The sequence below is a fragment of the Bradyrhizobium manausense genome (assembly GCF_018130615.1).
In the GTDB taxonomy this organism is placed as follows: Bacteria; Pseudomonadota; Alphaproteobacteria; order Rhizobiales; family Xanthobacteraceae; genus Bradyrhizobium; species Bradyrhizobium manausense_A.
Window position 1 is genome coordinate 380,940 of sequence record NZ_JAFCKB010000002.1, and the last position, 26,119, is coordinate 407,058.

A 26,119-nucleotide genomic window follows, 5' to 3' on the forward strand; every position below is an offset into this window, starting at 1 on the left:
AACTACTTAAGGGGAATATTGTGGGGGTACCGGCAGAAGCCGGATCGCTTAGACTTGGTTGAAAGCCTTGTGGGTCGAAAGCTGCGCCTTGGTCGAGGGGCGCGCGGCTTTCCCGAAGGGACGCATCATCACGATGGCCGATCGATATCACGACAGACCGTTTCCCTCCGATGACTATGGTCGCGGTGGCGACCAGCATGGGAAGGCGGACAACGATCCCTTGGCCGAGCTCGCGCGTCTGATCGGGCAGACCGATCCGTTCGCAGCGCAGGGCCGCCCGGGTGCGCGACCCGCAGCAGCGCCTGCACCTGCGCAGAGCTATCAGGATGATGATTATCCGCACGACGATTATCAGCAGGATTATGCCGAGCAGGCCGCGCCGTCTCAGCCGGGGCCGCCCTCATGGATGCGGCGCGCCAATGTGCAGCCGCAGCCGGCGCCCGAGCCTGACTATCCCGTCACCGTGAATCCCGTTCATCCGTTGCATCGCTATTCAGCTCAGCCGGCCGTACCCGAGCCGCAGGCCTATCAGGACCGAGCCTATCAGGATCAGGCTTATCAGGATCAAGCCTACCATCAGGAGCAGGCCCAGCACCAAGCCTACGAGGCGCCGTACGAGCAGCAGCCTGATCCGGCGCGCTACGATGATGCGCTCTACGGGCGGCTCGAGACGGGCGAGCAGGATTTTCAGCGCGAGCCGGCCTATCCGGATGATCCTTATGCGTTCCAGAGCGACTATCCCGAGGCCGATCTCGATGAGCCCAGGAAATCACGCGGCGGCATGATGACCGTTGCGGCGATCCTCGCGCTCGCCGTGGTCGGTACGGGAGCGGCCTTCGCCTACAAGACCTATATCGGCTCGCCCCGCAGCGGCGAACCACCGATCATCAAGGCCGACAACACGCCGACCAAGATTGTGCCGGCACCCTCGGATTCCTCGGCCAAGGTACCGGACCGCATGGTGAGCGGTGACGGCAGCGAAAAGATCGTGCCGCGCGAGGAGGCGCCTGTCGACGTCAACGCCAAGGCGGCCGGCCCTCGCGTGATTTTTCCGCCGCTCAACCAAAATGCCAACCCGCCGTCGGTTGCGAGCGTGTCGCCATCGGCTGCTCCGCCGCCGAATGCTGGCCCGACGTCGAGCAACGGGACCATGCCGAACAACGCGCCGCGCTCGATCAAGACTGTGTCGGTGAAGGGTGACCAGACCGACAGTGCCGTGCCGCAGGCCGCCGCACCGTCGCCCGCCAAGCCGGTCGCGCCGCCAAAACCGCTCGCCGCACCGGCTGCGCCGCGCACGCCACCCACCTCTGCCAATGCCAGTGTCAACCAGCCGCTCTCGCTGGCGCCGCAGGCGGCGCCGGCAGAGCCGCCGCAGCGCATGGCCGCGACCAATCCGACGCAGATTGCTCCCGCGAGCAGCGGCGGTGGCTACGTCGTGCAAGTGTCCTCGCAGCAGAGCGAGGATAGTGCCGCCGCGTCCTACCGTGTGCTCCAGAGCAAGTATGGTAGCGTGCTTGGATCCCGCTCGCCGGTGATCAAGCGGGTCGACCTGACCGACAAGGGCAAGGGGATCGTCTACCGTGCCTTCGCCGGTCCCTATGGTTCGGCTGAGGAAGCGACGCAGGCTTGCAACAACCTGAAGTCCGCCGGCTTGTCTGCCTGCTTCGTCCAGAGGAATTAACGGCCGTTTCCTTGACCCCCTCGCGGGGCAGGGTTAATCGGCCCTATGAGCACGCGGGCCTTCATCACCGGCGTATCCGGAACGGAACTGACCGCCGCTGAGCGGGCGCTTGTCCGTGACAAATGCTCGTGGAACGTCATCCTCTTCAATCTCCGCTTCGAGATTTCGACCCAAGTTGCGGGTCCAGCTAGGGAATTGACGACGGCGCGACCGATCGCGGCCGGTCTCAGCATTCCCGTGGATGGCGCCGCCGAGCCGGTCCATCCAGTGACGACTTCTGCGACAATGATTGCTCAGGTGATTCGCAGCGCAATCGGGTTCCAGGGTTTGTTAATGAGTAATGACGTGCCGATGAAGACGCTGGCGGGACGAATTGGCGAGCGGGTTCGCGCCATGTTCGTGGCCGGCGCGCCGCTTCACAGCAACGACAATGCGACACTGGACGCATTGACCGCAAACACGGCATCCGCATGACCGCAGAAATCCTATCGTTTGAAACCGGCCGGCCCGCAGAGCTGGCCGAAGGCGAGCCGGCGTTGGTGGTCGACGTCGAGGGCTATGAAGGCCCGCTCGACCTGTTGCTCGCGCTGGCGCGGCAGCAAAAGGTCGACCTTGCCAAGATCTCGATCCTGGCGCTCGCCGACCAGTATCTTCACTTCATCGAAGCCGCGCGAAAGATCCGGCTTGAGCTTGCCGCCGACTATCTGGTGATGGCGGCCTGGCTTGCCTTCCTGAAGTCGCGCCTGCTGCTGCCGGAGCCGCCGAGCGCGGAAGGTCCGAGCGCCGAGGAAATGGCAACCGCGCTCGCCAACCGGCTGCGTCGTCTGGAAGCCATTCGCGAAGCTGCCAACCGGCTGATGAACCGGCAGCAATTGTTGCGCGACATTTTTCCGCGCGGCGAGCCCGAGCAGATCGCTGAGATCAAGCATCCGAAATATACCGCGACGCTGTACGACCTGCTTACCGCCTATGCCTCACAGCGCCAGTCGCGCGTGCTGGCGAGCGTGCATCTGGCCAAGCGCACCGTATGGTCGCTCGCCGAGGCACGGGCCACGCTGGAGCGGCTGGTCGGCAGCATCACCGAACAGGACGACTGGGGCGTGCTCGACGATTTCCTGATCCGTCACGTCGCCGATCCGACGCAGCGCGCAACGGTGTTCGCTTCGAGCTTCGCCGCCGCGCTCGAGCTCGTGCGTGAAGGTCAGCTCGAGCTGAACCAGAAAGAGGCGTTTGCGCCCATCTATTTCCGGAAGGGGCGCCCGAAACCGGTCGTGGACGCGGCACCTGCGCCCGACGCGCCGGTCGGTTAAGTGCAAGAAGGAGAAGCTGCCATGGCAAGCCTGGCTGAAGTGCGGGTAGAAGAGGCCGAGCCGATGGAGAACGAATCCCAGGCGCGTCCCGAAGAATTGCGGCTGCTGGAAGCACTGCTGTTCGCATCGAATGAACCGCTGGACACCGCGACGCTGGCCAAGCGCATGCCCGAGGGCGTGGACGTCAAGGCTGCGCTCGAGCAGCTCCAGGCCGACTACGCCTTGCGCGGCGTGAACCTCGTGCGGGTCGCCAACAAATGGACCTTCCGCACCGCCGGCGATCTGTCCTGGCTGATGACGCGTGAGAGCACCGAGACCCGGCGCCTGTCGCGCGCGGCCATCGAGGTGCTGGCGATCATCGCCTATCACCAGCCGGTGACGCGTGCCGAGATCGAGGAGATCCGCGGCGTCGTCACCTCCAAGGGCACGCTCGACGTGCTCCTGGAGACCGGCTGGATCAAGCCGCGCGGCCGTCGCAAGACGCCTGGCCGTCCCTTGACCTTCGGAACCACCGAGGACTTCCTGTCGCAGTTCACCTTGGAACAGCTCGGCGATCTGCCGGGTCTGGAGGAGCTGAAGGGCACGGGTCTCCTGGACTCGCGCTTGCCGACCGGTTTCAGCGTACCGACGCCGTCGGACGACCCGGCACTGCGTGAGGACGAGGATCCGCTGGAACCAGGCGAGGAGCTCGATCTGGCGCTGGCGCCCGCTGTCGAGCCCGAGACGCCGCCGGAAGGCGGTAACGAGGGCGGCGAGGGCGGGAGCGAGGAGTAATCCTCCGCGGCCTCTTACGGGCCCCTGCGACTGGTTAACACTAGCAAGATTACGTAGCGCCAACAGCGAATTGGCGCTGCCTTGGTCCTTGTTTTTGGTACCTGCGAAGCCTAGGTTTCGGTGAAGATCGGCCGGGGTCCCGGCCATGCGCGTTTGGAGGGTTGCAGGATGGGTTCGCTTAGCATTTGGCACTGGATCTTGGTGATCGCAGTGGTCCTGCTGCTGTTTGGCCGCGGCAAGATTTCGGATCTGATGGGTGACGTGGCGCAGGGCATCAAGGCCTTCAAGAAGGGCATGCAGGACGACGACAAGCCCGCCGACAAGCAGGAGCCCTCGAAGTCTATCGAGCACAATGCCGCGCCGACCGCGGCGCGATCCGACGTCGGCAGCAAGGCCGTCTGAGCCAGGAGCACGCGAGACGCGGGAAGCGGACCCGATCCTGCGCGTGAGGGATTGGGCCGATCGTGGCTTCGCGTGAACGGAAGACGTCATGTTCGACATCGGGTGGAGTGAACTGGTTCTGATCGGGGTCGTGGCCCTGGTCGCCATTGGCCCGAAAGAGCTGCCGGGCGTGCTGCGCATGGTTGGCCAGTGGATGGGCAAGGCCCGCAAGATGGCCGCCGAATTCCAGGGCCAGTTCCAGGAAGCGATGCGCGAGGCCGAGATGGCGGACCTCAAGAAGAGCTTTGACGAGGTCAAGGAAGCCGCCTCCGGATTCACCGGCGGCGGCTTGATGACCTCGCTGCAGAAGGACGTCAGCGACGCGCTGCGTGTCGACGCGCTCGACAAGCCGGCCGAGACGGCCACGACAGCGGCTGCCATCGAGGCGCCGGCGACTTCAACTGAAGCGCCGGCGACTTCGAGTGAAGCGCCGGTGACCCCAACGACACCTGAAGCCCCCACGCCTGAGACCTTCGTGGAAGCTGAGGCACATGCGGCGGTGAGCGAGCCGCTCGCCATCACCCGTGAGGTCGAGCAGACGCCGGTTGCGCAAGACGCTGTTACTCAAGACACGGCGCCATCCGAAGCGATCAAGGACGCCAAAGCGTCATGAGCGACGCCGATATCGAGGCCAGCAAAGCCCCGCTGATGGACCATCTGATCGAGCTGCGCGCGCGGCTGATCAAGGCGCTCCTGGGCTTCGGCGTGGCCTTCATCTTCTGCTTCTTCTTCGCCAAGCAGATCTACAACGTGCTGGTCTGGCCGTTCGTGTGGGTTGCAGGCGCCGAGAACTCGAAATTCATCTACACGGCGCTGCTGGAATATTTCATCACCCAGCTCAAGCTCGCCCTGTTCGGTGCCGGCTTTATCTCGTTCCCGATCGTTGCGACGCAGATCTACAAGTTCGTTGCACCCGGCCTCTACAAGCATGAGAAGCAGGCCTTCCTGCCATATCTGATCGCGACCCCGTTCTTCTTCGTGCTCGGCGCTGCGCTGGTCTATTTCGTCGTGCTGCCGATGCTGGTTCGCTTCTCGCTCGGCATGCAGCAGATGGGCGGCGACGAGACCGCGCAGATCCAGCTGCTGCCCAAGGTCGGCGAATATCTGTCGCTGATGATGTCGCTGATCTTCGCGTTCGGCATCGCCTTCCAGCTTCCGGTGATTTTGACGCTGCTCGGGCGGATCGGTATCATCACGTCCAAGATGCTGCGCGAGAAACGCCGCTATTTCATCGTTCTGGCCTTCATCATCGCGGCCGTCCTGACGCCGCCGGATATCCTCAGCCAGTGCTCGCTCGCGATTCCCCTGCTTGCGCTCTACGAGGGCTCGATCATCGCGGTGTCGATGGTGGAGAAGAAGGCGGCCGCCTCGCAGGCGACCACCGGCACCGACGTATCGACGCCGGCCAATCCGGCGGAGTAGGGCACTTTCGCTCTATCATATCGCTGTACAGCCGATGATTCGTCATGCCCGGGCTTGACCCGGGCATCCACGACTTGATCTAAGGCGGCAGATACGTGGATGGCCGGGATAAGCCCGGCCATGACGGGAAAACAGCCATGCACGACATCAAATCGATCCGCGACAATCCGCAAGCCTTCGACGCCGGCCTCGCCCGGCGGGGTCTGAAGTCGTTGTCGGCGTCGCTGCTCGCGATCGACGAGAGACGGCGGGCGTCGATCCTGGCGTCCGAGCAGGCGCAGGCGCGGCGCAATGCGGCGTCCAAGGAAATCGGCGATGCCAAGAAAGCCAAGGACGAGGCGCGCGCGGCCAAGCTCATGGCCGAAGTCGCCGAGCTCAAGACCACGATGCCGGAGCTCGAGGCCGCTGCAAAAGCTGCCGACGAGGAGCTGACCAAAGAACTGTCGGCGATCCCGAATATTCCGTTCGATGAAGTTCCCGACGGCGTTGACGAGCACGGCAACGTCCAGCGCCATGTATTCGGCGTTCGGCGCAACTACGGCTTTGCGCCGAAGCTGCACGACGATCTCGGCACCGCGCTCGGCTATATGGATTTCGAGGCAGCGGCAAAACTTTCCGGCGCGCGCTTCGTCGTGCTGAAGAAGGGGCTCGCGCGGCTCGAGCGTGCGATCGGCCAGTTCATGCTCGACCTGCACACGAATGAGCACGGCTACACCGAAATCAATCCGCCGCTCCTGGTGCGCAACGAGGTCATGTTCGGCACGGGGCAGTTGCCGAAATTCGAGGACGACCAGTTCTGGGCGATCAAGGGGGAATTGCTCGCAGCGCCCGATCACGAGCGGCTGAAGACCGAGCGTCTCGGCCTGATCCCGACTGCGGAGGTATCGCTCACCAACCTCGCGCGTGAATCCATTCTCGACGAGAAGCAATTGCCGATGCGGCTCACCGCGCTGACGCCGTGCTTCCGCGCCGAAGCAGGTGCGGCCGGACGCGACACGCGCGGTATGATCCGCCAGCACCAGTTCACCAAGGTCGAGCTGGTGTCGATCACCACGCCCGAGACCAGCAAAGACGAGCTTGAGCGGATGCTGTCCTGCGCGGAACAGGTGCTGCAGAAGCTCGACCTGCATTATCGCGTGATGACGCTCTGCGCAGGCGATATGGGTTTTTCGTCGCAAAAAACCTATGACATCGAGGTGTGGATGCCCGGGCAGGGCGAGGGCGGCATGTTCCGCGAGATCTCGAGCTGCTCGGTCTGCGGCGATTTCCAGGCGCGGCGCATGGATGCGCGCTCACGTGGCCCAGACGGCAAGCCGCGCTTCGTGCATACGCTGAATGGCTCGGGAACGGCGGTCGGCCGCGCGCTGATCGCTGTCATGGAGACCTATCAGCAGGGGGATGGCTCGATTGCCGTTCCGAGCGTGCTGCAGCCTTACATGGGCGGGCTGAAGGTGATCACGCGCGAGTAACAAGCGTGTTGCTTGATGTTGCGGCAGAAACGTTTGGTTGCGAAGATCGGGCGGCCGGCTATCCTGCCGGGCATTCGTCAACACGAACCCGACTGTCCATGGCCTTGCACCGCGACATCTTCTGGGTCGGCCGACAATGGGCAGTGACCGGCGCCGGTATTCAAGCCATCGATCAACGCTTGCGTGGCGTGCTGGACATCGAGATCGCGCGGCTCTGGGACGAGAGCCTCGTGCAGAGCCGGCGCGCGAAGCCCGGTGTCAACGCCGAGGACTTCGACAAGGCGCTGACGATGGCGCGGGAGCGCTTTCCCGAGACGCCGGCATCGGCCCCGTTCCTTGCGCAACTGAAGGCGTTCGGTGTGATTGAAACTCCCGTCGTGCATCCGGTCTTGCCTGCGATGCAGTTGCGTGCCGAAGGCAGGCTCGCGCGCTTCCTGCCGCAATGGCGGGTCCGCCGTTAAAGCCAACGCCATTGCTGCGTCGCAGCAATGGCGGGGATCGCGGGTGAGGTCTGCGCCGAAGCTGGTTTGCCTGATCGGTCCCGGCCGGATAAGACGGCCTGATCCCAGCTCAGGAATCGACCAACGGTATGCGCATTCTCTGCACCAATGACGACGGTATCCACGCCCCCGGACTCAAGGTCGTGGAGGAGATCGCACGCGCGCTGTCCGATGACGTCTGGGTGGTGGCGCCAGAGCTAGATCAATCCGGCGTGTCGCATTCGCTATCACTGAACGATCCCTTGCGCCTGCGCGAAGTCGGGCCGCGGCACTTCGCGGTGCGCGGCACGCCGACTGACTGTGTCATCATGGGGGCCCGTCATATCCTCGGTGCCAAGCTGCCCGATGTCGTGCTCTCCGGCGTCAACAAGGGCCGTAACGTTGCCGAGGACGTGGTCTATTCAGGCACCATCGCCGGCGCGCTCGAAGGCACCATCCTGGGGATCCCGTCGTTCGCACTGTCGCAGGAATTCAGCGTCGAGACGCGCGAGCATCCGCCGTGGGACACCGCGCGCCAATTCGGTCCCGACATTTTGCGCAAGGTGATAAAGGCCGGCATCCCGAAGGACACCGTCATCAACGTCAACTTCCCGTCCTGCGCACCTGAGGACGTGCTCGGCATTCGCGTCACGCGGCAGGGCAAGCGCAATCTGGGTTTCCTCAGGATCGACGAGCGCAGGGACGGTCGCAACAATCCCTATTTCTGGATCGGCTTCGAACGGGCGGCAATGATGGACACACCGGCCGAAGGCACTGATCTCGCGGCGCTGCGCGAGCGCTACGTCTCGGTTACGCCGCTGCGGCTCGATCGCACCAATGAAGCGTTCTCCGAAGAGCTGAGCGCAACGTTGAAGTGACGACGATTCGGAAATAGCGGCTAGCCGCCGCGAAGTGCGGCCTCGATGGTCTTGCCGAGCGCGTCGAGCTGAAACGGCTTCTGCAGCGCAGGCCGGTCGCGATATTGCTCGGGCAGGCCCGAGGAGCCGTAGCCGGTCGCAAAGATGAAGGGGCAGCCCTTGGCCTTGATGACGTCGGCGACCGGCGAGATGACCTTGCCGTTGACGTTGACGTCGAGGATGGCGATGTCGAACTCGGTGGCCTGGGCGAGGCGCATCGCCTCGGCGATGTCGCCGGCTTCGGCTGCGATCTTGTAGCCGAGCTCTTCCAGCATATCCGCAACCATCATTCGGATCATCACCTCGTCCTCGACGAGGAATACAGAGCGCCCGGAAAGCCCAGTCGCGTTCATTGTCGTTGAGTCCTTGCCCATTCTCGAAAACGTTCGCAGATAACTCGAATCGACGCAATGCGCGTTTCGGCCAGCTGGCACGTGAAAATGGCCGTAGCGACGCCTCCGCTGCAAGCCGATTTGTGGTCAAATTGCCAAGCTTCGAGGCTATCATGGGTTCCTGAGCAGGAACAAGATTCTGGCTCGGGGCATGGGCGCCGAAGCCATCGCCGCCGAACCCGTACGAGACGACATAAGCACCGATGATCTCCAATCAGCCTCCGCCGGAAAAGATGATGTTTCAGCTCACCCTGAGGCGTCGTGGCATCAGCGATCAGACCGTATTGCGAACCATGGAGGAGGTGCCGCGCGAGCTGTTCGTCGAGGCCTCTGATCGCGAGGCGGCCTATCGTGACAGCGCGCTGCCGATTGCCTGCGGGCAGACCATCAGCCAGCCCTTCGTCGTCGCCTACATGACCGAGCAGCTTCAGCTCCAGAAGAGCCACCGCGTGCTCGAGATCGGCACCGGCTCCGGCTATCAGGCTGCCGTGCTGTCGCGGCTGGCGCGCGAGGTGCTGACGGTCGAGCGCTACCGCATGCTGGCTGATGCAGCACGCGCCAGGCTTGAAAAGCTGGATTGTCACAATGTCGAGGTGATGCTTGGCGACGGCCTTAATTTGCCGCCCAATATCGGTCCGTTCGATCGCATCATCGTCACCGCTGCGGTGGAGAAGATTCCGGAGAACCTGGTCGAGCGGCTCGAGGTCGGCGGCATCCTGATCGCGCCGGTCGGTCCACATCAAGGCGTGCAGACGTTGACGCGCCTCAGCCGAACCGAAGCCGGCATCGAACGCAAGGAACTCGTCGAGGTCCGCTTCGTACCGGCACTGCCAGGTGTGGCGCGGGAGCTGTAGAACTCCGGATCGGCTGCGCATCCAACATCTTATTGGGAGGGTTAAGCCGTTATTTACTCGGCGCGTGTTTACTTAAAAGACCAGTTCTGTTGCGTACGAGTGAGTAACCATGTCTGTTGTCGCCGAGTTGCTTTACTCGCGCCGCGTACCGCAGGTCGCGGTGCTGGCGCTGATTTCCTTCAGTTTCGCAGGGTGCAGCGCCGACATGTCGTCGCGCCTGTCCCAGTCGAACTTCTCCAACCCCTTCTCGGAATCCACCGGTTCGGTTCAGCAGGCGCCGCCGCCGCAGCGAGAGCTGCCGCAATATGCGCGCCCGCAGACCCAGCCCGGCTATTATCAGTCACAGCCCTTGGCGCCGCCACCGGCGGTTGCCACACCGCAATCCTATCCCGTTGCTGCAGGTGGGGGCGTTTCTGGTGGCGGTCGTGGTCTTGGCTCCTACACGCCGCCGGCCCAGCCGCGTCTCGAAGCCACCGGCACTGTGCCGCTGCGCTCGGTCGCAGCCGCCCAGCCGGTTGGTGGGACCAAGATCATCGTCGGCACCAGCGATACGCTCGATGTGCTGGCCAAGCGCTATCATGTGAGCCCGCAGGCGATCATGGCCGCCAACAGCTACAAAGGCCCGCGCGCGCTCTCGCCCGGTCAGCAGTTGATCATCCCGCATCCCGGTGCGACGGCGGCTGCGCCTGCGATGGCTCCGGTCGCCGCGGCTCCCGCGATGGCACCAAAGCCGGTTGCGGCTGTTGCCGCGCCTGCCAGCTTCCACTTCGTCAATCACGGCGACACGCTCGCCAGCGTCGCGCGCAAGAACCATATCTCCGCCGCCGAACTCGCCCGCGCCAATGGCCTGGAGCCGTCGGCCAAGCTCAAGCTCGGCACCAAGCTGACCGTGCCGGGCTCCAAGACCGCGGCGGTTGCTGCGCCGCTTGCTCCGGCGCCAGTCGCTGCGGCCCCCGTGGCGGCTGCGCTGCAGCCGGTCGCGGCAGCTCCTATACCCACGACCAAGCTGGCTGCTGTCGCCCAACCGGCGCAGAGCGCGCGTCTGGCTCAGGCCACCACCAACATCGAAGAGAAGTCCGCCGAGACGCCGGCGAAAGCCGCAGAGACCACCAGTTCGCTGCCGACCTTCCGCTGGCCCGTGCGCGGCAAGGTGATTACGAGCTACGGCGCCAAGACCAACGGCAAGTCCAATGACGGCATCAATGTCGCGGTGCCCGAGGGGACGCCGGTCAAGGCAGCTGAAGATGGCGTCGTTGCCTATTCCGGCAATGAGCTGAAGGGTTACGGCAATCTCGTCCTGGTTCGGCACTCCAATGGCTACGTCACCGCATATGCCCATGCGAGTGAGCTGCTGGTGAAGCGCGGCGATACGATCAAGCGCGGCCAGGTCATTGCCAAGTCGGGTCAATCCGGGGAGGTGGCGTCGCCGCAGCTCCACTTCGAGATCCGTAAGGGATCGAGCCCGGTTGACCCGCTTCAATTCCTGAACGGGGCGTGAGGCCTGCGTCAGGCTCGCGCTCTCTCCACCAGAACGCAGTTGTCGCCCGCCTCGTGCGGGCGATTTCCTTTCGAGTAGCGCAAAGGGCGGCGGCGTACTCGATTCCCCGCCCTTGCGGGGAATGACAGTTGTGGGTGAGGCGAGGCCTTCCGCTACTTCGCCGTCAGTTTCACGCCGAGCCGGCCCGCCAGCTCCTGCACGAACTGCCAGGCGACACGGCCCGAGCGGGAGCCGCGTGTTGTCGACCATTCCAAAGCTTCCCGCTCCAGCGCCTCCTCGTCGAGCTTGATGCCGAAATGGCTGCAATAGCCACGCACCATGGCGAGGTATTCGTCCTGGCTGCAGCGGTGGAAGCCGAGCCAGAGGCCGAAGCGATCCGACAGCGAGACTTTTTCCTCGACGGCTTCGCCGGGATTGATGGCGGTCGAACGCTCATTCTCGATCATGTCGCGCGCGAGCAGGTGGCGGCGGTTCGAGGTGGCGTAGAGGATGACGTTCTCGGGCCGGCCCTCGATGCCACCTTCGAGCACGGCCTTGAGCGATTTGTAAGACGCGTCATTGCCGTCGAAGGAGAGGTCATCGATGAACACGATGAAGTGGAAGTCGGCGTCGCGAAGCTTCTCCATCAGCATCGGCAGCGTTTCGATATCCTCGCGATGGATCTCGATCAGCTTCAGCTTGTCGGCGGGTTTGCGGTCGGCGTTGATGCTGGCATGCGCCGCCTTCACCAGCGACGACTTGCCCATGCCGCGCGCGCCCCAGAGCAGGGCGTTGTTGGCGGGAAGGCCATTGGCGAAGCGCTCGGTGTTCTCCATCAGGATGTCGCGCATCCGGTCGACGCCCTTGAGCAGAAACAGCTCGACGCGGCTGACCCGCGGCACCGCAGCGAGACGGCCGTCGGGGTGCCAGACATAAGCGTCGGCCTGTTTGAACGACTCGCGCTCGGTAGCCGGCTTGCCCTGGGCAGAAAGGTGCGCCGCGATGGTCTCCAGCGCCCGGACGATCCGCTCCTGAGAAAGGTCCTGGGTGGCCTCCGAGGCTGCCTTGGGAGCCGCGTTTGAGACCACCTTGGGGCGTTTTGCCGCGACCAAAGCGGGCTTCGTGGCAGGGGTACGGGGGCCTTTGCCGGCCGGGCTTTTGCTTGGTTTTTTGGGCATGTCCGAAGTTCCTGAGAATGCAGCCTTATCGGGCCTGACGGCGCGCCGCAAGGTGGCCAAAAGGGCGGTCTGGCAGCGTTGCAATTGGGGCAATGGCCGCTATAGTCCGCGCGAATTTGACCGAACCGGTCGCCTTTGAGGGCCCGGCCGGTTTTCCCCCGTTTCCACGAGGATCGTCCGAATGTTCATTACCCCTGCGTATGCCCAGGCTGCGGGCGCCGGTGACACCAACAGCATGTTGATGTCGCTGCTGCCGTTCGCCCTGATCTTCGTGATCATGTACTTCCTGATTCTGCGCCCGCAGCAGAAGAAGGTGAAGGACCACGCCGAGCTCGTGAAGAACATCCGCCGCGGCGACACGGTCGTGACCTCGGGTGGCCTGGTCGGCAAGGTCACCAAGGTGGTGGATGACGATCAGATCGAATTCGAAATTTCCGACGGCGTGCGTGTGCGCCAGATGCGGTCGATGATCTCGGGTGTGCGCGCCAAGGGCGAGCCGGCCAAGGACAGCGCGAAGGAAAGCGCCAAGGACGACGCCGCGGCGAAGTAGAGCGCTTTCCCGCGAGTCTCTCAAATCTCCTGATCTGACAGGTTCACTCGATGTTGTATTTCACGCGGTGGAGGGCGCTGGGGATCATCCTGCTGGCGCTGATCGTGTGCCTCTGCGCGGTCCCGAATTTCTTTCCCGAAGCGCAGGTCAAGACCTGGCCCGCCTGGGCGCAGCGGCGCCTGGTGTTGGGTCTCGACTTGCAGGGCGGCTCCTATCTGCTGCTCGAGGTTGATTCCAACTATGTGAAGAAAGAAAAGCTCGACCAGGTCCGCGACGACGTCCGCCGCGCGCTGCGCGAGGCCAAGATCGGCTATACCGGCCTCGTGACACGGGGCGACGCGGTCGAGGTCCGGGTCAAGGATGCCGATCTTCAGACCGCGCTGACCAAGCTGCGTGAGCTGTCGCAACCGATCGGCGGCCTGCTCGGGTCGAGCAGCCAACGCGATCTCGACGTCACCGATGCCGGGGGCGGATTGATCCGGCTGGCGCTGTCGCAGCCCGCCATGGTCGAGCGTATGCGCAAGACCATCGAGCAGTCGATCCAGATCGTCGAGCGCCGCGTCAACGAGCTCGGCACCGTCGAGCCGGTGATCCAGCGCCAGGGCACCGACCGCATCCTGGTGCAGGTTCCCGGTCTTCAGGATCCGACGCATCTGAAAGAGCTGCTCGGCAAGACCGCGAAGATGGAATTCCGCATGGTCGACACTTCGGTGCCGCCGGACCAGGCGCAGCGCGGTGGCGTGCCGCCGGACTCCGAGCTCCTGATGAGCCAGAGCTCGCCGAAGGTGCCTTACGTCGTCAAGAAGCAGGTACTGGTCTCCGGCGCTGAGCTCACCGATGCCCAGCCCGGATTTGACCAGCGCACCAACGAGCCGATCGTCTCCTTCCGCTTCAACTCTACGGGGGCCCGCAAATTCGCGCAGGCCACGCAGGAGAACGTGGGGCTGCCGTTCGCGATCGTGCTCGACAACGAGGTGATCTCGGCGCCTGTCATCCGCGAGCCCATCACGGGCGGGCAGGGGCAGATCTCGGGCAGCTTCACGGTCCAGGCCGCCAACGATCTCGCGATCCTGATGCGAGCCGGTGCTTTGCCGGCACCGCTCACGGTGGTCGAGGAGCGCACCGTCGGTCCGGGCCTCGGCCAGGACTCGATCGAGAAGGGCGAGCTTGCGGCCTATGTTGGCTCGATCATGGTCATCGTGTTCATGCTCTTGACCTACCGGCTGTTCGGCGTGTTCGCCAACATCGCGGTGGCCGTCAACGTCGCCATGATCTTCGGCCTGCTGTCGCTGCTCAACGCCACGCTGACGCTGCCCGGCATCGCCGGCATCGTGCTTACCGTCGGCATCGCGGTCGACAGCAACGTGCTGATCTACGAGCGTATCCGCGAGGAGCTGCGCGGCGGCCGCAACGCGATCTCGGCGATCGACGCCGGCTTCAAGCGGGCGCTCGCGACCATCCTCGATTCCAACATCACCACCTTCATTGCCGCCGCGGTGCTGTTCTATATCGGCACCGGCCCGGTGCGCGGCTTCGCCGTGACACTCGGCATCGGCATCATCACCACGGTGTTCACCGCCTTCACGCTGACCCGGCTGATCGTGGCCTGGTGGGTGCGGTGGAAGCGGCCACAGAACGTGCCGATCTAGGAGCCTGACCGTGACTCACACCGTTCTCATCGGGCTCGGCGTCCTGATTGCCGTCCTCACCGTGGTCTCGGTGTTCGGCTGGCTGCCGTCACTGCGCATCGTCCCTGATGCTACGCATTTCGACTTCACGCGCTTCCGCCGCATCAGTTTCCCGATCTCGGCGGCGCTGTCGATCGTCGCCATCACGTTGTTCTTCACCCATGGCCTGAATTTCGGCATCGACTTCCGCGGCGGCACGCTGTTGGAGGTGAAGGCGAAGTCGGGCGCCGCCGACATCGCGGCGATGCGCACGACCCTGGATGGCCTGCGTCTGGGCGAAGTCCAGTTGCAACAGTTTGGTGGCCCGGAGAACGTGTTGATCCGCGTCGCTGAGCAGCCGGGTGGTGACGCCGCCCAGCAGGAGGCCGTGCAGAAGGTCCGCGGCGCGCTCGGCGATTCCGTCGAATACCGCCGCGTCGAAGTGGTCGGTCCGCGCGTCTCCGGCGAGTTGCTCGCCTTCGGCATGCTCGGCCTGATGCTCGCGATCGTCTCGATCCTGATCTATCTCTGGTTCCGGTTCGAATGGCAGTTCGCGCTCGGCGCCATGATCGCCAACGTGCACGACATCGTGCTGACGATCGGCTTCATGTCGATCAGTCAGGTCGATTTCGACCTGACCAGCATCGCGGCGCTTCTGACTATTCTGGGCTACTCGCTCAACGACACCGTCGTCATCTATGACCGCATCCGTGAAATGCTGCGGCGCTACAAGAAGATGCCGATGCCGCAGCTGCTCAACGAGTCCATCAACTCGACGCTGTCGCGTTCGATCATCACCCACTTCACGGTGACCCTGGCGTTGCTGGCGCTGCTGCTGTTCGGCGGTCATGCCATCCACAGCTTCACGGCTGTCATGATGTTCGGCGTGGTGCTGGTCGGCACCTACACCTCGATCTTCATCGCAGCGCCGATCCTGATCTATCTCGGCGTCGGCGAGCATCGCGAAGATGCGAAGGACGAGGCTGCGCCGGCGAAGAAAAACAAGGCATGATCCGAACCGCGGGCCCTCGCAGGAGTTTGCGAGGGCACCAGGCTCATTCGGACGAAGCTCATGGCCGGCGATCCCAACGCTCCCCATTTCCCGCGCTCGGCGCCGATCGAGGCCTACGGCAAGGGCGGCTTTGCCTTTGCCGGCATGTCGCACCGGGGCTCGCTGCTGTGCCTGCCTGATGCGATCTGGGCCTGGGATGTGACCGATCCAACCAAGATCGACCGCTACTCGCTGGATCGGGTCTTCGCTGCTGCCAACAGCATCGATACGCTGCTGGTCGGCACTGGAACCGGGCTCTGGCTAGCCCCGTCGGAACTGCGCCAGGCCCTGAAAGCGGTGAGGGTGGTGCTGGACACCATGCAGACCGGCCCCGCCGTGCGCACCTACAACATCATGATCGGCGAACGGCGCCGCGTCGCGGCTGCGCTGATTGCAGTGCAATGAGCAGCGCTGCGACGCCGCCCGATGGCGTGACCATCTGCGCCGACGTCGTGCGCAGCTATGACTTTCCGCGCTATGCCGCAACCCTCTTCGCTCCGGCCGCCGAGCGCCGCGCGCTACTGGCGCTCTACGCCTTCAATGTCGAGATCGTCCGCGTCCGCGATCAGGTGAGCCAGCCCTTGCCCGGCGAGATACGCTTTCAATGGTGGACCGATCTGTTCTCGGGTCTTGTCCACGGCAGCGCCGAGGGCAATCCGGTGGCCGCGGAACTGTTGCGCGCGATCCGCGATTTTGACCTGCCGGTCGAGCCGCTGTCGCTGCTCGTCGACGAGCATCAGTTCGATCTCTATAACGATCCGATGCCGACCATGACGGCGCTCGAAGGCTATCTGGCGGCGACCTCTTCGGCCCTGTTCGCACTGGCGGCGCGGATCATGGGCGAAGCTTCCGAGGCAGCCGAGCACCTCGCTCGGCACGCCGGGTTGGCGCAGGGCATCGCGCAGGCGATTGCCAACTTGCCGCGGGACTCGTCCCACCGGCAATTGTTCCTGCCGCAGCAGTTTCTGACCAGCCATGGCTGCGCCATCGAGGATGTGTTCGCCGGCAAGGAGACGCCCAATCTTCGTGCCGTCCTGGACCAGCTCGTCGGCGAGGCGCGGCAGCATCTGGCGACGGCCTCGTCACTCCTGGTGCAAGTGCCACCGTCGGCGCGGGTTGCGTTCCTGCCGTTGAGTCACGCGCAGGCCGATCTCAATCGTCTGTCGCGGCCGGGGCGCAATCCTTTCGCACCGCAGCCACCATCGCGCCTGCGCACGCTGTGGACGCTTTGGCGGGCTTCACGATCGCGGGAATTTACCAAATAGCGGTTGGCTTATCGCCCGAGGCGGCCAAATGCTCTATGCTGTCCCATGGCCGAATTGTCCCAAATCGCAATCCCCGATCTGAGCGGCCTTCCGGTCGTGCCCGGTGACATTCACGCTGCCGCAGAGACGATCCGGGGGGCCGTTGTCGAGACGCCCTGTAGCTTCAGCCGGACGCTGAGCAACATCTGCGGCTGCGAGCTTTGGCTCAAATTCGAAAATCTCCAGTTCACGTCCTCCTTCAAGGAGCGTGGTGCGCTGAACCGGCTCACCGCGCTGACGCCGGAGGAGCGGGCGCGCGGCGTCGTCGCTATGTCAGCCGGCAATCACGCGCAGGGCGTCGCCTATCACGCCAAGCGGCTTGGCATTCCCGCCACCATTGTCATGCCGGTGGGCACGCCGATGGTGAAGGTCGAGAACACCAGGCATCATGGCGCCGAGGTGGTCGTTACCGGCGCGACGCTGGAGGAGGCGGCTGCGTTTGCGCGAAGTCACGGCGAAGCCCGCGGCATGATCTTCGTCCACCCCTACGACGATCCGCTGGTCATTGCAGGGCAGGGCACGGTCGGGCTGGAGATGCTCAAGGCGGTGCCGGAGCTCGACACGCTGGTTGTCCCGATCGGGGGCGGCGGCCTGATCAGCGGCATTGCCATTGCGGCGAAATCGATCAAGCCTTCACTGCGGATCCTCGGCGTCGAGGCTTGGCTTTATCCTTCGATGTACAATGCCGTCCATGGCGGCAATCTGCCGGCGCGCGGCGATACGCTCGCCGAAGGCATCGCAGTCAAATCGCCGGGCAAGATCACCACGGAAATCGTCCGCCGCCTGGTCGACGACATTGCGCTCGTGAACGAAGCCGAGCTCGAACGCGCGGTCGCAACCCTGATCTCGATCGAGAAGACGGTCGTCGAGGGGGCCGGCGCCGCAGGCCTGGCGGCGATCATGTCCGATCCCACGCGCTTTGCCGGCGAGAAGGTCGGTCTGGTCTTGAGCGGCGGCAACATCGACACCAGGCTCATCGCCTCGGTGCTGACGCGCGAGCTCGCGCGCGAGGGGCGGCTGACGCAGCTCTCGCTCGATATTCCTGACCGGCCCGGTCAATTGGCCGCGGTCGCGGCACTGCTGGCGGAAGCCGGCGCCAACATCATCGAGGTCTCGCACCAGCGGACCTTCTCCGACCTGCCGGCCAAGGCGACGCTGCTGCAGCTCGTCATCGAGACCCGCGACAGCGCCCATCTCGACGAGGTCATGGCCAAGCTCGGCGCGTCCGGATTGAGCGCGCGCTGCACTTGAGGCGGCTCGAGGGCTACTCCGGCAGCCCCGCGACGCGAAGCGCATCACCGAGCTCCGCGGCCAGCGCCGGAGAGCAGTTGACGCCCTGGAACTGACGGCCGTAGCGGAAGGTCGGGTGCAACTCCATCACCCGAGCCGCGGCCGCTTTCGCCTCCTGCAATCGGCCTAGCTTTGCAAGGGCCGCCGCCAGTTGCACATGGGTGATGCTGTGGCGCGGATTGGCCTGAACGGAGCGGTAAGCGGCGCGACAGGCTTCTTCGTACCGGCCACGGTGGAAATGTCCCATCGCCTGCGCGTCGAAGGCGGCAAAGGCCCAGGAATCGAACGGGCTGAGCCGCATGCCGCGCTCGCTCCATTCGATGGCGCGGTCGGCATCGCCACCCCAACCGAGCATGACGCTTCCGAGGATGTAAGTCAGCGCGGACGACGGGCTGATCGAAAGAGCAGCGTCGAGGGCAGTAAATGCGGCGGCGCGATCGTGCCCATCCATGCCGATCGAAAAGCCCGCCAGCGTGAGGGCCAGCGCGTCGTCCTGCCCGTGGGCGATCGCTGAGCGCGCGTGCCTGATCGATGCCGCGCGGCTCACCTCCCGCAGACCAGCGCGGAGGAACAGGCAATGATGGCACATCGCAGCGTTGCCGTGCGCCAGCGCGTAGGAGGGCTCTAGCGCGATCGCGCGTTCGAGCAATACAAGCGCCTGCGTCACCTGCTCCGGCATGCCGGAATCGACATCCGGCTGGGCTCGCAGGACGAGGTCATAGGCATCGAGGCTATCCGGCCGCTTACGCTTGACCCGGTTGATTTCGGCGCGGCGCAGGCTAGGTGCGATGGCGCCGACGACGGACATGGCGATCTCGTCCTGGAGCGCGAAAATGTCCTCGGACCTGCGGTCGTAGCGCTCGGCCCACACGTGCATTCCGGTCGACGCGTCGATCAGTTGACCGGTGATCCGCACATTGCCGCCGGCTTTCCGGATGCTGCCTTCCAGCACGTAGCGCACGCCAAGTTCGCGTCCGACCTGCTTCACGTCGATCGCTCGGCCCTTGTATGTGAACGTGGAATTTCGCGCGATCACGAACAGCCAATTGATGCGCGACAGGCCGGTGATGATGTCATCGACCATTCCATCGGCAAAATAGTCCTGTTCAGCATCGCCGCTCAGGTTCGCAAAGGGCAACACCGCGATTGATGGCCTCTCGGGCAGTGCCAGTGATGGCGCGGACGCACGGTCCGGGTCGGTCGTCGTCACGGCCGGGCCGATATAGCGATAGCCGCGTCGCGGCAGAGTCTCGATCCACTGCGCCTCTCCGGAAGCGTCTGCCAGCGTGCGGCGGACGGCTGCGATCTGGACGGTCAGGTTGCTGTCCTCGATCGCTTGGGCGGGCCAAGCCGCCTCGATCAGGGCATCCTTGGATACGGGCATGCCGGCGCGCTGCACCAGCAGGGCCAGGAGCAGCACGGCGCGCTGGCCGAGTGGGGTCGGCTCGGCTCCGCGGAACAGAATCCCTGCATCGGCATCGAGGCGGAAGGGACCAAATTCAAGGATCGCGGCCATCGTCGAAGAAGGACACATTTCGCAGGTTTTTTGCAATGTTTTCCGCACCGCTTCGCTACTTCCCGGGGCGGGGGGCGCCATCATGGCGCCATTGCTGCGCAATGGTACGACCAGCCATGGAGGACCACATGAACGCAAAGCCTCTCATCCGCAGGCCCGGCGAGACCGGGGGAGTGATGCTGCGGGGCCAGCCGATGGCTTTTCTGGTGACCGGGCAGGACACGCGGCACACCAGCATGTTCGACTGGACCATTCCGGCCGGGTTCGCCACGGGCCGGCACGTCCATCGTGTGCAGGAAGAGACCTTCTACATGCTTGAGGGCGAGTGCGAATGGCACGTCGCCGAAGAGGTCGTCAGGGCCACGCCGGGGACCTATCTCTTCATTCCACCGGGCGTTCCCCACAATATCACCAATGTCCGCGACAAGCCCGCGCGCGTGCTCATGACGGTGTCTCCACCGGGGCACGAGCATTATTTCGAGGAATTGGCCAAGCTCACCGCCAGCGGACCACCGGATGCGACGGCCATCAGCGAGCTGCGTGCCCGCTTTGACACCGACCAGCTATCGGCACTGACGACGAGAGCCTAGGTCCGGGTCTGGGTCTTGTGTCGTCTGGTGCCACTAATGTTGCGCCAGACCTGCCACGTGGGCGATCAGGAGGTCGATCTCAGCTTCCGTGTTGTAGTAGTGCGGCGAGGCGCGCACGACCACCGGCAGTGCGCGGACTTCCGCATCGATGCGGGTGCTGGATGGATCCGAGGCGCCGATCGTGATGCCGGCCGCGGCTGCACTGCGGACGATAGCATCCGCCTCATGCCCCTCCATCGTGAAGCTGACGATGGCGCCCGGCGCGCGCCCAAGATCGCGAATGGTGACGCCGCGAACTGAAGCGAGGCCATTGCGCAGGCGGTCCGCAAGCAGGCGGCAGCGTTGCGCGATCGGGCCGAGACCGATCGCGAGAGCATAATCGACGGCCGCGCCAAGCCCGAGCCGGGCCGCGTAATTGTTTTCCCAGGTCTCGAACCGGCGCGCATCGTCGCGGAGCTCATACTGGTCCCGCGAGACCCAGGGCGCCGCAAAATGGTCGATCATCGGCGGCTCAAGCTGCTGCAGCAGCTGGCGGCGGACATAGAGAAATCCGGTTCCGCGTGGGCCACGCAGGAATTTGCGGCCGGTCGCCGACAGCATGTCGCAGCCGATCGCTTCGACGTCGACCTGCATCTGGCCGACGGCTTGGCAGGCATCGAGCAGATAGGGAATGTTGTGTGCGCGCGCGATCCGGCCGATGGCAGCGGCGGGATTGACCAGCCCGCCATTGGTTGGAACCCAGGTGATCGCGATCAGTCTCACGCGGTCGTCGATCATGCGTTCAAGCGCGTCGACGTCGAGCTCGCCGGTGGCATCGCTCGGCACGACATCCACGACCGCGCCAGTGCGCTTGGCGACCTGAAGGAACGCGACATAGTTGGCCGCGTACTCCGCCTCGGCGGTCAGGATGCGGTCGCCCTTGCAGAACGGAAGCGAATAGAACGCCATCTGCCAGGCAACCGTCGCATTCTCCACCAGCGCAACCTCATTGGGCGCGGCATTCAGGAGACGCGCCACCGAGCCGTAGACCGCGTCGAGCCGTTCGGATTCACGGTCGGCAGCGGCATAGCCTCCGATCTCGCTCTCCAGATCGATGTGCTCTTTCATCGTCGCAACGACCGATGCCGGCATTAGCGCCGCGCCCGCGTTGTGGAGATAGGCTCTTCGAGAAGCCGCCGGCGTGTCGGCACGCATTCGGTCGATGTCGATCAAGCTGGCTCTCCTGTCGCAATCCATCGGCATGCACTAGACGTGCCGAACACGGCGAGCAAGACGGCGGACAAGCGAGGAACTGGCCCGGCTCGCCTCAGATGCAGAGGCCTAGCAGCTTGACGTGGCAATTGCTGGATTTGGGCTTGCTCGTGGGCGCAGCCTCGCGCTTGACGGCAACCAGAGGCTCTTTGTCCTTGTTCTTCTTGCCCTTCGGCTCGTAATCCCCGGCGATCACCATGGCCCAATAGGTGCGCTTGCCGCTGGGATTCTTCGCACTTGCGATCCCGACGCGAGAGGCGTTGTGCAGCAGCAGGTTCTTGCGGTGTCCCGAGGAGTCGATCCACTGTCCCAGCGTCTTCTCGAAATTATCGTAGCCGTAGGCGATGTTCTCCGCGGCACGGCCCGCGCCAGACGGCGCGACGCGCTTGTTGAACGGGCCGAGGGCGTCGTGGCTGAGATCGTCCTTCGCCGCCATGGCACGGGCCTGGTCCATGGCGATGCGGTCGAGGGTCGCGTCGCGTACGACGCGGCCCTCACCATGCTTCAGCCGGAAGCCGGAGATCTGCTCGGCCGCGGACTCCGCGGCCATCACAGGCGCGGCCTCCAGCAGCACCAGACCCGCCAACAGCAGGGCTGCGCGGCGCCTTATGGTCCCCCAGCGAGTCATTGTTCCCAAGTCAGTACAGTTCCAGGCTTCTCTACCGGCATTGTGGAGGCTTCAAGGCGCGGCGCACGCCGTGGTCTAACCGGTGGGCAGGTTGGCCTCGAAGTTGAAGCGGTCCCGGAGGTTCTTGCGCTGCTCCAGGATGTCCTTGAGGAAAGCGCGGTCTTGGTCGTTCTTCATCATGGGCTCGATCAAGTCGAGCTGGTTCATGGCGACCAGCTGCAGGATCTCGGTGCGCGGCTTGCCGCCGGAGTCGCGTGGTAGGGCGTGGACCACCTGAATGTGCTCCGGTGGCTTCGGCCCCTTGGCGGCAGCGAGCTCGTTGCGGAGCTGGCTTTCGAGCGCAGCCTGATCGGCTTCGACGAACGCATAGAGCCCTACGCCGGAGCGGCGATCGGCAAAGGCAACGATGGCGGTGTCGCGCACGGCGGAGTTCTTGCGGATCAGTTCGGCCAAGACCGGCGCGTCATTGACGAGACGGCGGCCGCCGCCCTCGCGGTCGGTGAAGTTGAACAGGCCGCGGGTGATGGCGCGATAGACCTTCTTTCCGGTGGCGAGCCACAGGCTCGCGGCGAAGGATTTCTTCGCCAGGATCTTTCGCTCGCGCGGCGTCAGCGCCTCGGGCGCATAAGAGCGCTTGTGCTTGAGCAGATGGCGGAGATCTTCGTAAGCGAGGATGCGATAGAGCCGCCCGCGCCGGGCAAAGCAGGCGGCGAGCTGGAAGTCGGTCACGTAGGCGCGGCCGTCGCGGCCGACCAGCCAGTTCTGTTCCTTGGCGAGATCGTTGTGGCAGATGCCGGCGCGGCGCAGCCGGCGCAGGGCCGCCTTGGCCGAGCGGAAATAAGCAAGGTCGCCATGGGGCTTTGCCAGATGCAGCGCAACGCCGCCGACAAAGCCGCGTACCAGCGCGCGACGGCCGGCCCAGAGCAGTTCAGGGCCGACATCGAGGCCTTTGGCGAGCGCCAACGCGTGCTTCTCGCGTGCAAACAGATGGCGCGCCAGCAGGAACGACCACCACGGCACCTCGTCGAGCCGGCGCAGCACCGCGTCGACTTCGCCGCTGTCAGCGCGGAAGCGGCCGCGCTCGACGGTCGAGAACACGTCGCGCTTGAGCAGCACGCCCTCGGTCCAGCGCGCCGAGAGCATCGCGGCGTCGTCTTTCGGGAGACTCATCGAAAACTCACGCGGCTACGGCAATGCGCAAATGATCGGCGATCCAGCGATCGAGATCGGCGAGCGCCAATGCGCTCATCGCCTGCTTCTTGGCCACCGTCTTCTCGTTGCCGCGCAGGCGCGTGCCGTCCGGCTTCTTCGTCGGCGCACTCGCGAGCGGCGGAAACAGGCCGAAATTGATGTTCATCGGCTGGAACGAGCGGGTGCCCGGCTCGATGGTCTCGATATGGCCGCCCGTGATGTGGCCGAGCAAGGATCCGAGCGCCGTCGTAGCCGGCGGGCTCGCAAGCGTCTCGCCGCGCGCGTCGGCAGCCGCATAGAGGCCGGCGATGAGGCCGACACTGGCGGATTCCACATAGCCTTCGCAGCCCGTCATCTGGCCGGCAAAGCGCAGCCGCGGCTGCGCGCGCAGGCGCAACTGGCTGTCGAGCAGCTTTGGCGAGTTGAGGAAGGTGTTGCGATGCAGGCCGCCGAGGCGGGCGAACTCGGCCTTCTCCAACCCCGGAATGGTGCGGAAGATGCGCTGCTGCTCGCCATACTTCAGCTTCGTCTGGAAGCCGACGATGTTGTAGAGGGTGCCAAGCTTGTTGTCCTGGCGTAGCTGCACGATCGCATAGGCTTTGGTGGCGGGATCGTGCTGATTGGTGAGGCCCACCGGCTTCATCGGGCCGTGGCGCAGCGTCTCGGGACCGCGCTCCGCCATCACCTCGATCGGCAGGCAGCCGTCGAAATAGGGCGTGTTGGTCTCCCATTCCTTGAATTCGGTCTTTTCGCCTGAAATCAGCGCGGCGACGAAGCCGTCATACTGCTCCTTGGTCATCGGGCAGTTGATGTAGTCGGCGCCGTTGCCGCCGGGGCCAACCTTGTCGTAGCGCGACTGAAACCAGGCCACCGACATGTCGATGGATTCGCGATGTACGATCGGCGCGATGGCGTCGAAGAAGGCGAGCGCATTTTCGTCGGTCAGCTCGCGGATGGCGTCGGCCAAGGGCGCCGAGGTGAGGGGCCCGGTCGCAACGATCACGTTGCTCCATTCGGCCGGCGGCAGGCCCGCGATCTCGCCGCGGGCGATCTCGATCAGGGGATGGTCGTTCAGGGACTTGGTGACGGCGGCCGAGAAGCCGTCGCGGTCGACCGCAAGCGCGCCGCCGGCGGGCACCTGATTGGCATCGGCCGCGCGCATGATCAGCGAGTCGAGGCGGCGCATCTCAGCATGCAGCAGGCCGACAGCGTTGTTGGCGGCGTCGTCCGAGCGGAACGAGTTGGAGCAGACGAGCTCAGCGAGCCCGTCGGTGCGGTGCGCCTCGGTCATGCGGTCCGGCCGCATTTCGTGCAGCACTACGGGCACGCCAGCCTTGGCCACCTGCCAAGCGGCCTCTGAGCCGGCAAGGCCGGCGCCGATGACGTGCACGGAATTGGATTGGGGTCCTGTCATGGGGCGGACAGGTAGCGCTTTTCGGCGGTCAGTGGAATCGCCGAGATCGAGTTTTCTGCCATCAGAAACGACAACGCCCGCACGAGGCGGGCGCTATCGGTTCGTCCGGTGAAAGGCTGAACGGTATCAGCCCTGATACTGACCGGCGGCAACGCGCGGGATGTCCGAGCGATCGAGGCCGATGTCAGCCAGTTCGCGATCGCTGAGCTGGGACAGCTCGGCAACATTGCGCTGATAGTCCCGGAAAGCTTGGATCATACGGATAAGTGAGAGCAGCATGGTAGTCTCCTGTAGTTCGATTCAGCCCTTGCCGGGCCTCATCGTTGAAATGAATATAGGTGAGAGTAGTGCAGTGCGAAAGTTCCGATGTTGCGATGCAGCTAAGCGTAGCGCGCATGGCGCAGGTAAGGAGCGATTAACCTGTCGAGAGTCCCGCCCAGTAGCCAGGCGAAACCCCGGATGATAAGCAATAAATCCCGTGAAATCACGGGTTTATAGATCCATCTTAGATTCTGATTGTTCAGAAAATAGGTTACATTCCCGTGACCTGCGAGGGCGTCATGTTAGCTCGTGAGCCCAAGTCTGATATGCGTGATTCGCATGATCTGGTTTTTTTAGAAATGAATCTTTGTTCACTTTTACTGGGCGAGATTCTCTCTAATTTCGGAGGAGTCCGAGCTTGGGCTCTAGCTGATTTTGGACGTTTTCGCAGCGGTGCCGGACGGTCCTGCGAAAGATCCTGAGGGCAATTGTCCCATGATGCGCTGCACACACGCCCAGCGTGCAGATTCTGATTACGAAGTTGTAATGAAAATCAGAAATTTCGCATGCGGCTCTGCGCGCTGCGCAACATCACGCAATTCTCGCGCGGAATTTATTGCGGCAAGTTGCCGCGTCAGCAGCAAAGTCATGTTGCAGATTCCGGCAATGTCGCTGGCTCTGTTCCAAGAACAAGAGAAGGAAAGTAACATCATGACGAAGTTACTCGGGGTTATCGCAATTGCTGCCGTCGCATTGGCCGTCGCGCCGGCTCAGGCCGCCAAGCACGCCATGGGCGGCTGCAGCGGGGCCAATCTGGAGAAGACCGAGACCGCGATCGAGGCGATGCCGGACGGCGACAGCAAGTTCGTCGCTGAGAAGGAGGTCACGGCGGCCCAGGACGCGCTACTCAACGGCAAAATGGGGGCGTGCGGCATGCATCTGAACAAGGCGATGCACGCCACCATGGGCAAGTAATCGGGTAGGTAACGCAATCCAAGAGAGGGCCGGTCGC

The 26,119-nt window shown here is 64.2% G+C and carries 28 protein-coding genes; 20 read left to right on the top strand and 8 right to left on the bottom strand.

What is annotated here, in order from left to right; all coding sequences use genetic code 11:
- Positions 1-133 precede the first annotated feature (133 nt).
- The 10 genes from JQ587_RS05480 (at position 134) to surE (ending at position 8,454) form a co-directional block, all read left to right on the top strand.
- On the top strand, positions 134-1,681 hold the full coding sequence (locus tag JQ587_RS05480) for an SPOR domain-containing protein (protein ID WP_212424746.1): 1,548 nt from the start codon (positions 134-136) through the stop codon (positions 1,679-1,681).
- Positions 1,682-1,726: 45 nt separating this feature from the next.
- Positions 1,727-2,155, top strand: a complete 429-nt coding sequence (locus tag JQ587_RS37125) for a hypothetical protein (RefSeq protein WP_212424624.1) — start codon at positions 1,727-1,729, stop codon at positions 2,153-2,155.
- On the top strand, positions 2,152-2,991 hold the full coding sequence (locus JQ587_RS05490) for a segregation and condensation protein A (RefSeq protein WP_212300778.1): 840 nt from the start codon (positions 2,152-2,154) through the stop codon (positions 2,989-2,991). Before JQ587_RS37125 ends, JQ587_RS05490 begins: the two co-directional genes overlap by 4 nt.
- 21 nt (positions 2,992-3,012) lie before the next feature.
- Positions 3,013-3,765, top strand: coding sequence for an SMC-Scp complex subunit ScpB (gene scpB / locus JQ587_RS05495; protein ID WP_212300777.1), 753 nt, complete (start codon positions 3,013-3,015; stop codon positions 3,763-3,765).
- Between the two features lie 168 nt (positions 3,766-3,933).
- Positions 3,934-4,167 carry a twin-arginine translocase TatA/TatE family subunit gene (locus tag JQ587_RS05500; RefSeq protein ID WP_212300776.1) on the top strand — a complete coding sequence of 78 codons (234 nt, stop codon included), beginning with the start codon at positions 3,934-3,936 and terminating at the stop codon, positions 4,165-4,167.
- Positions 4,168-4,255: 88 nt separating this feature from the next.
- A complete protein-coding gene (tatB, locus tag JQ587_RS05505) occupies positions 4,256-4,819 on the top strand; it encodes a Sec-independent protein translocase protein TatB (protein ID WP_212424625.1) in 564 nt (187 codons plus the stop codon).
- Entirely contained in the window at positions 4,816-5,628 is an 813-nt protein-coding gene (tatC, locus tag JQ587_RS05510; RefSeq protein ID WP_212300774.1) for a twin-arginine translocase subunit TatC, read from the top strand. The genes tatB and tatC overlap by 4 nt, the downstream gene beginning before the upstream one ends.
- Before the next feature lie 137 nt (positions 5,629-5,765).
- Entirely contained in the window at positions 5,766-7,097 is a 1,332-nt protein-coding gene (serS, locus tag JQ587_RS05515) for a serine--tRNA ligase (RefSeq protein ID WP_212424626.1), read from the top strand.
- 98 nt (positions 7,098-7,195) lie between these two features.
- Positions 7,196-7,558: a hypothetical protein gene (locus JQ587_RS05520; protein ID WP_212424747.1), complete on the top strand. Its 363-nt coding sequence runs from the start codon at positions 7,196-7,198 to the stop codon at positions 7,556-7,558.
- Positions 7,559-7,686: 128 nt separating this feature from the next.
- Complete coding sequence (gene surE / locus JQ587_RS05525; protein ID WP_212424627.1) at positions 7,687-8,454, top strand: 5'/3'-nucleotidase SurE; 768 nt, start codon at positions 7,687-7,689, stop codon at positions 8,452-8,454.
- A gap of 20 nt (positions 8,455-8,474) precedes the next feature.
- Here surE and JQ587_RS05530 read toward each other — a convergent pair whose 3' ends face one another.
- Positions 8,475-8,846 (bottom strand): response regulator, encoded by a 372-nt coding sequence (locus JQ587_RS05530; RefSeq protein ID WP_212424628.1) that lies wholly within the window; start codon positions 8,844-8,846, stop codon positions 8,475-8,477.
- Positions 8,847-9,088: 242 nt separating this feature from the next.
- Between JQ587_RS05530 and JQ587_RS05535 the strand changes: the two genes are divergently transcribed.
- Positions 9,089-9,739 (top strand): protein-L-isoaspartate(D-aspartate) O-methyltransferase, encoded by a 651-nt coding sequence (locus JQ587_RS05535; protein ID WP_212424629.1) that lies wholly within the window; start codon positions 9,089-9,091, stop codon positions 9,737-9,739.
- Positions 9,740-9,848: 109 nt separating this feature from the next.
- Positions 9,849-11,237, top strand: coding sequence for a LysM peptidoglycan-binding domain-containing M23 family metallopeptidase (locus JQ587_RS05540; RefSeq protein ID WP_212424630.1), 1,389 nt, complete (start codon positions 9,849-9,851; stop codon positions 11,235-11,237).
- A 152-nt stretch (positions 11,238-11,389) separates the two neighbouring features.
- Here the strand turns inward: JQ587_RS05540 and JQ587_RS05545 are convergent, their stop codons facing one another.
- Positions 11,390-12,394, bottom strand: coding sequence for an ATP-binding protein (locus tag JQ587_RS05545; protein WP_212424631.1), 1,005 nt, complete (start codon positions 12,392-12,394; stop codon positions 11,390-11,392).
- A gap of 181 nt (positions 12,395-12,575) precedes the next feature.
- Between JQ587_RS05545 and yajC the strand changes: the two genes are divergently transcribed.
- The 6 genes from yajC to JQ587_RS05575 are packed head-to-tail and all read left to right on the top strand — an operon-like array spanning position 12,576 to position 18,217.
- On the top strand, positions 12,576-12,944 hold the full coding sequence (yajC, locus tag JQ587_RS05550; protein ID WP_148753779.1) for a preprotein translocase subunit YajC: 369 nt from the start codon (positions 12,576-12,578) through the stop codon (positions 12,942-12,944).
- Between the two features lie 50 nt (positions 12,945-12,994).
- Complete coding sequence (gene secD, locus JQ587_RS05555; protein WP_212424632.1) at positions 12,995-14,593, top strand: protein translocase subunit SecD; 1,599 nt, start codon at positions 12,995-12,997, stop codon at positions 14,591-14,593.
- 10 nt (positions 14,594-14,603) lie between these two features.
- Positions 14,604-15,623, top strand: a complete 1,020-nt coding sequence (gene secF / locus JQ587_RS05560) for a protein translocase subunit SecF (RefSeq protein ID WP_212300766.1) — start codon at positions 14,604-14,606, stop codon at positions 15,621-15,623.
- A 60-nt stretch (positions 15,624-15,683) separates the two neighbouring features.
- Positions 15,684-16,067, top strand: a complete 384-nt coding sequence (locus JQ587_RS05565; protein WP_212424633.1) for an Mth938-like domain-containing protein — start codon at positions 15,684-15,686, stop codon at positions 16,065-16,067.
- On the top strand, positions 16,064-16,927 hold the full coding sequence (locus JQ587_RS05570; protein ID WP_212424634.1) for a phytoene/squalene synthase family protein: 864 nt from the start codon (positions 16,064-16,066) through the stop codon (positions 16,925-16,927). The genes JQ587_RS05565 and JQ587_RS05570 overlap by 4 nt, the downstream gene beginning before the upstream one ends.
- A gap of 45 nt (positions 16,928-16,972) precedes the next feature.
- Positions 16,973-18,217, top strand: coding sequence for a threonine ammonia-lyase (locus tag JQ587_RS05575; RefSeq protein WP_212300763.1), 1,245 nt, complete (start codon positions 16,973-16,975; stop codon positions 18,215-18,217).
- A gap of 13 nt (positions 18,218-18,230) precedes the next feature.
- Here the strand turns inward: JQ587_RS05575 and JQ587_RS05580 are convergent, their stop codons facing one another.
- The gene (locus tag JQ587_RS05580) at positions 18,231-19,772 is read right to left on the bottom strand and encodes a winged helix-turn-helix domain-containing protein (protein WP_212301106.1); all 1,542 of its coding nucleotides are present in this window, start codon (positions 19,770-19,772) and stop codon (positions 18,231-18,233) included.
- A gap of 128 nt (positions 19,773-19,900) precedes the next feature.
- Here JQ587_RS05580 and JQ587_RS05585 point away from each other — a divergent pair, with 128 nt between their 5' ends.
- Entirely contained in the window at positions 19,901-20,362 is a 462-nt protein-coding gene (locus tag JQ587_RS05585; RefSeq protein WP_212300762.1) for a cupin domain-containing protein, read from the top strand.
- 33 nt (positions 20,363-20,395) lie between these two features.
- Here the strand turns inward: JQ587_RS05585 and JQ587_RS05590 are convergent, their stop codons facing one another.
- The 5 genes from JQ587_RS05590 to JQ587_RS05610 all read right to left on the bottom strand — a co-directional run bounded on the left by JQ587_RS05590 (position 20,396) and on the right by JQ587_RS05610 (position 25,125).
- On the bottom strand, positions 20,396-21,574 hold the full coding sequence (locus tag JQ587_RS05590) for an aminotransferase class V-fold PLP-dependent enzyme (protein ID WP_212424635.1): 1,179 nt from the start codon (positions 21,572-21,574) through the stop codon (positions 20,396-20,398).
- A 94-nt stretch (positions 21,575-21,668) separates the two neighbouring features.
- A complete protein-coding gene (locus tag JQ587_RS05595) occupies positions 21,669-22,241 on the bottom strand; it encodes a CAP domain-containing protein (protein ID WP_212424636.1) in 573 nt (190 codons plus the stop codon).
- 75 nt (positions 22,242-22,316) lie between these two features.
- Positions 22,317-23,411 (bottom strand): serine/threonine protein kinase, encoded by a 1,095-nt coding sequence (locus JQ587_RS05600; protein WP_212424637.1) that lies wholly within the window; start codon positions 23,409-23,411, stop codon positions 22,317-22,319.
- 7 nt (positions 23,412-23,418) lie between these two features.
- A complete protein-coding gene (trmFO, locus tag JQ587_RS05605) occupies positions 23,419-24,846 on the bottom strand; it encodes a methylenetetrahydrofolate--tRNA-(uracil(54)-C(5))-methyltransferase (FADH(2)-oxidizing) TrmFO (protein WP_212424638.1) in 1,428 nt (475 codons plus the stop codon).
- Positions 24,847-24,972: 126 nt separating this feature from the next.
- Positions 24,973-25,125 (bottom strand): DUF1127 domain-containing protein, encoded by a 153-nt coding sequence (locus JQ587_RS05610; protein ID WP_007590701.1) that lies wholly within the window; start codon positions 25,123-25,125, stop codon positions 24,973-24,975.
- 630 nt (positions 25,126-25,755) lie between these two features.
- On the opposite strand from JQ587_RS05610, the gene JQ587_RS05615 reads away from it, so the two are divergent.
- Positions 25,756-26,082: a hypothetical protein gene (locus tag JQ587_RS05615; protein ID WP_212301105.1), complete on the top strand. Its 327-nt coding sequence runs from the start codon at positions 25,756-25,758 to the stop codon at positions 26,080-26,082.
- The last annotated feature ends 37 nt before the right edge of the window (positions 26,083-26,119 follow it).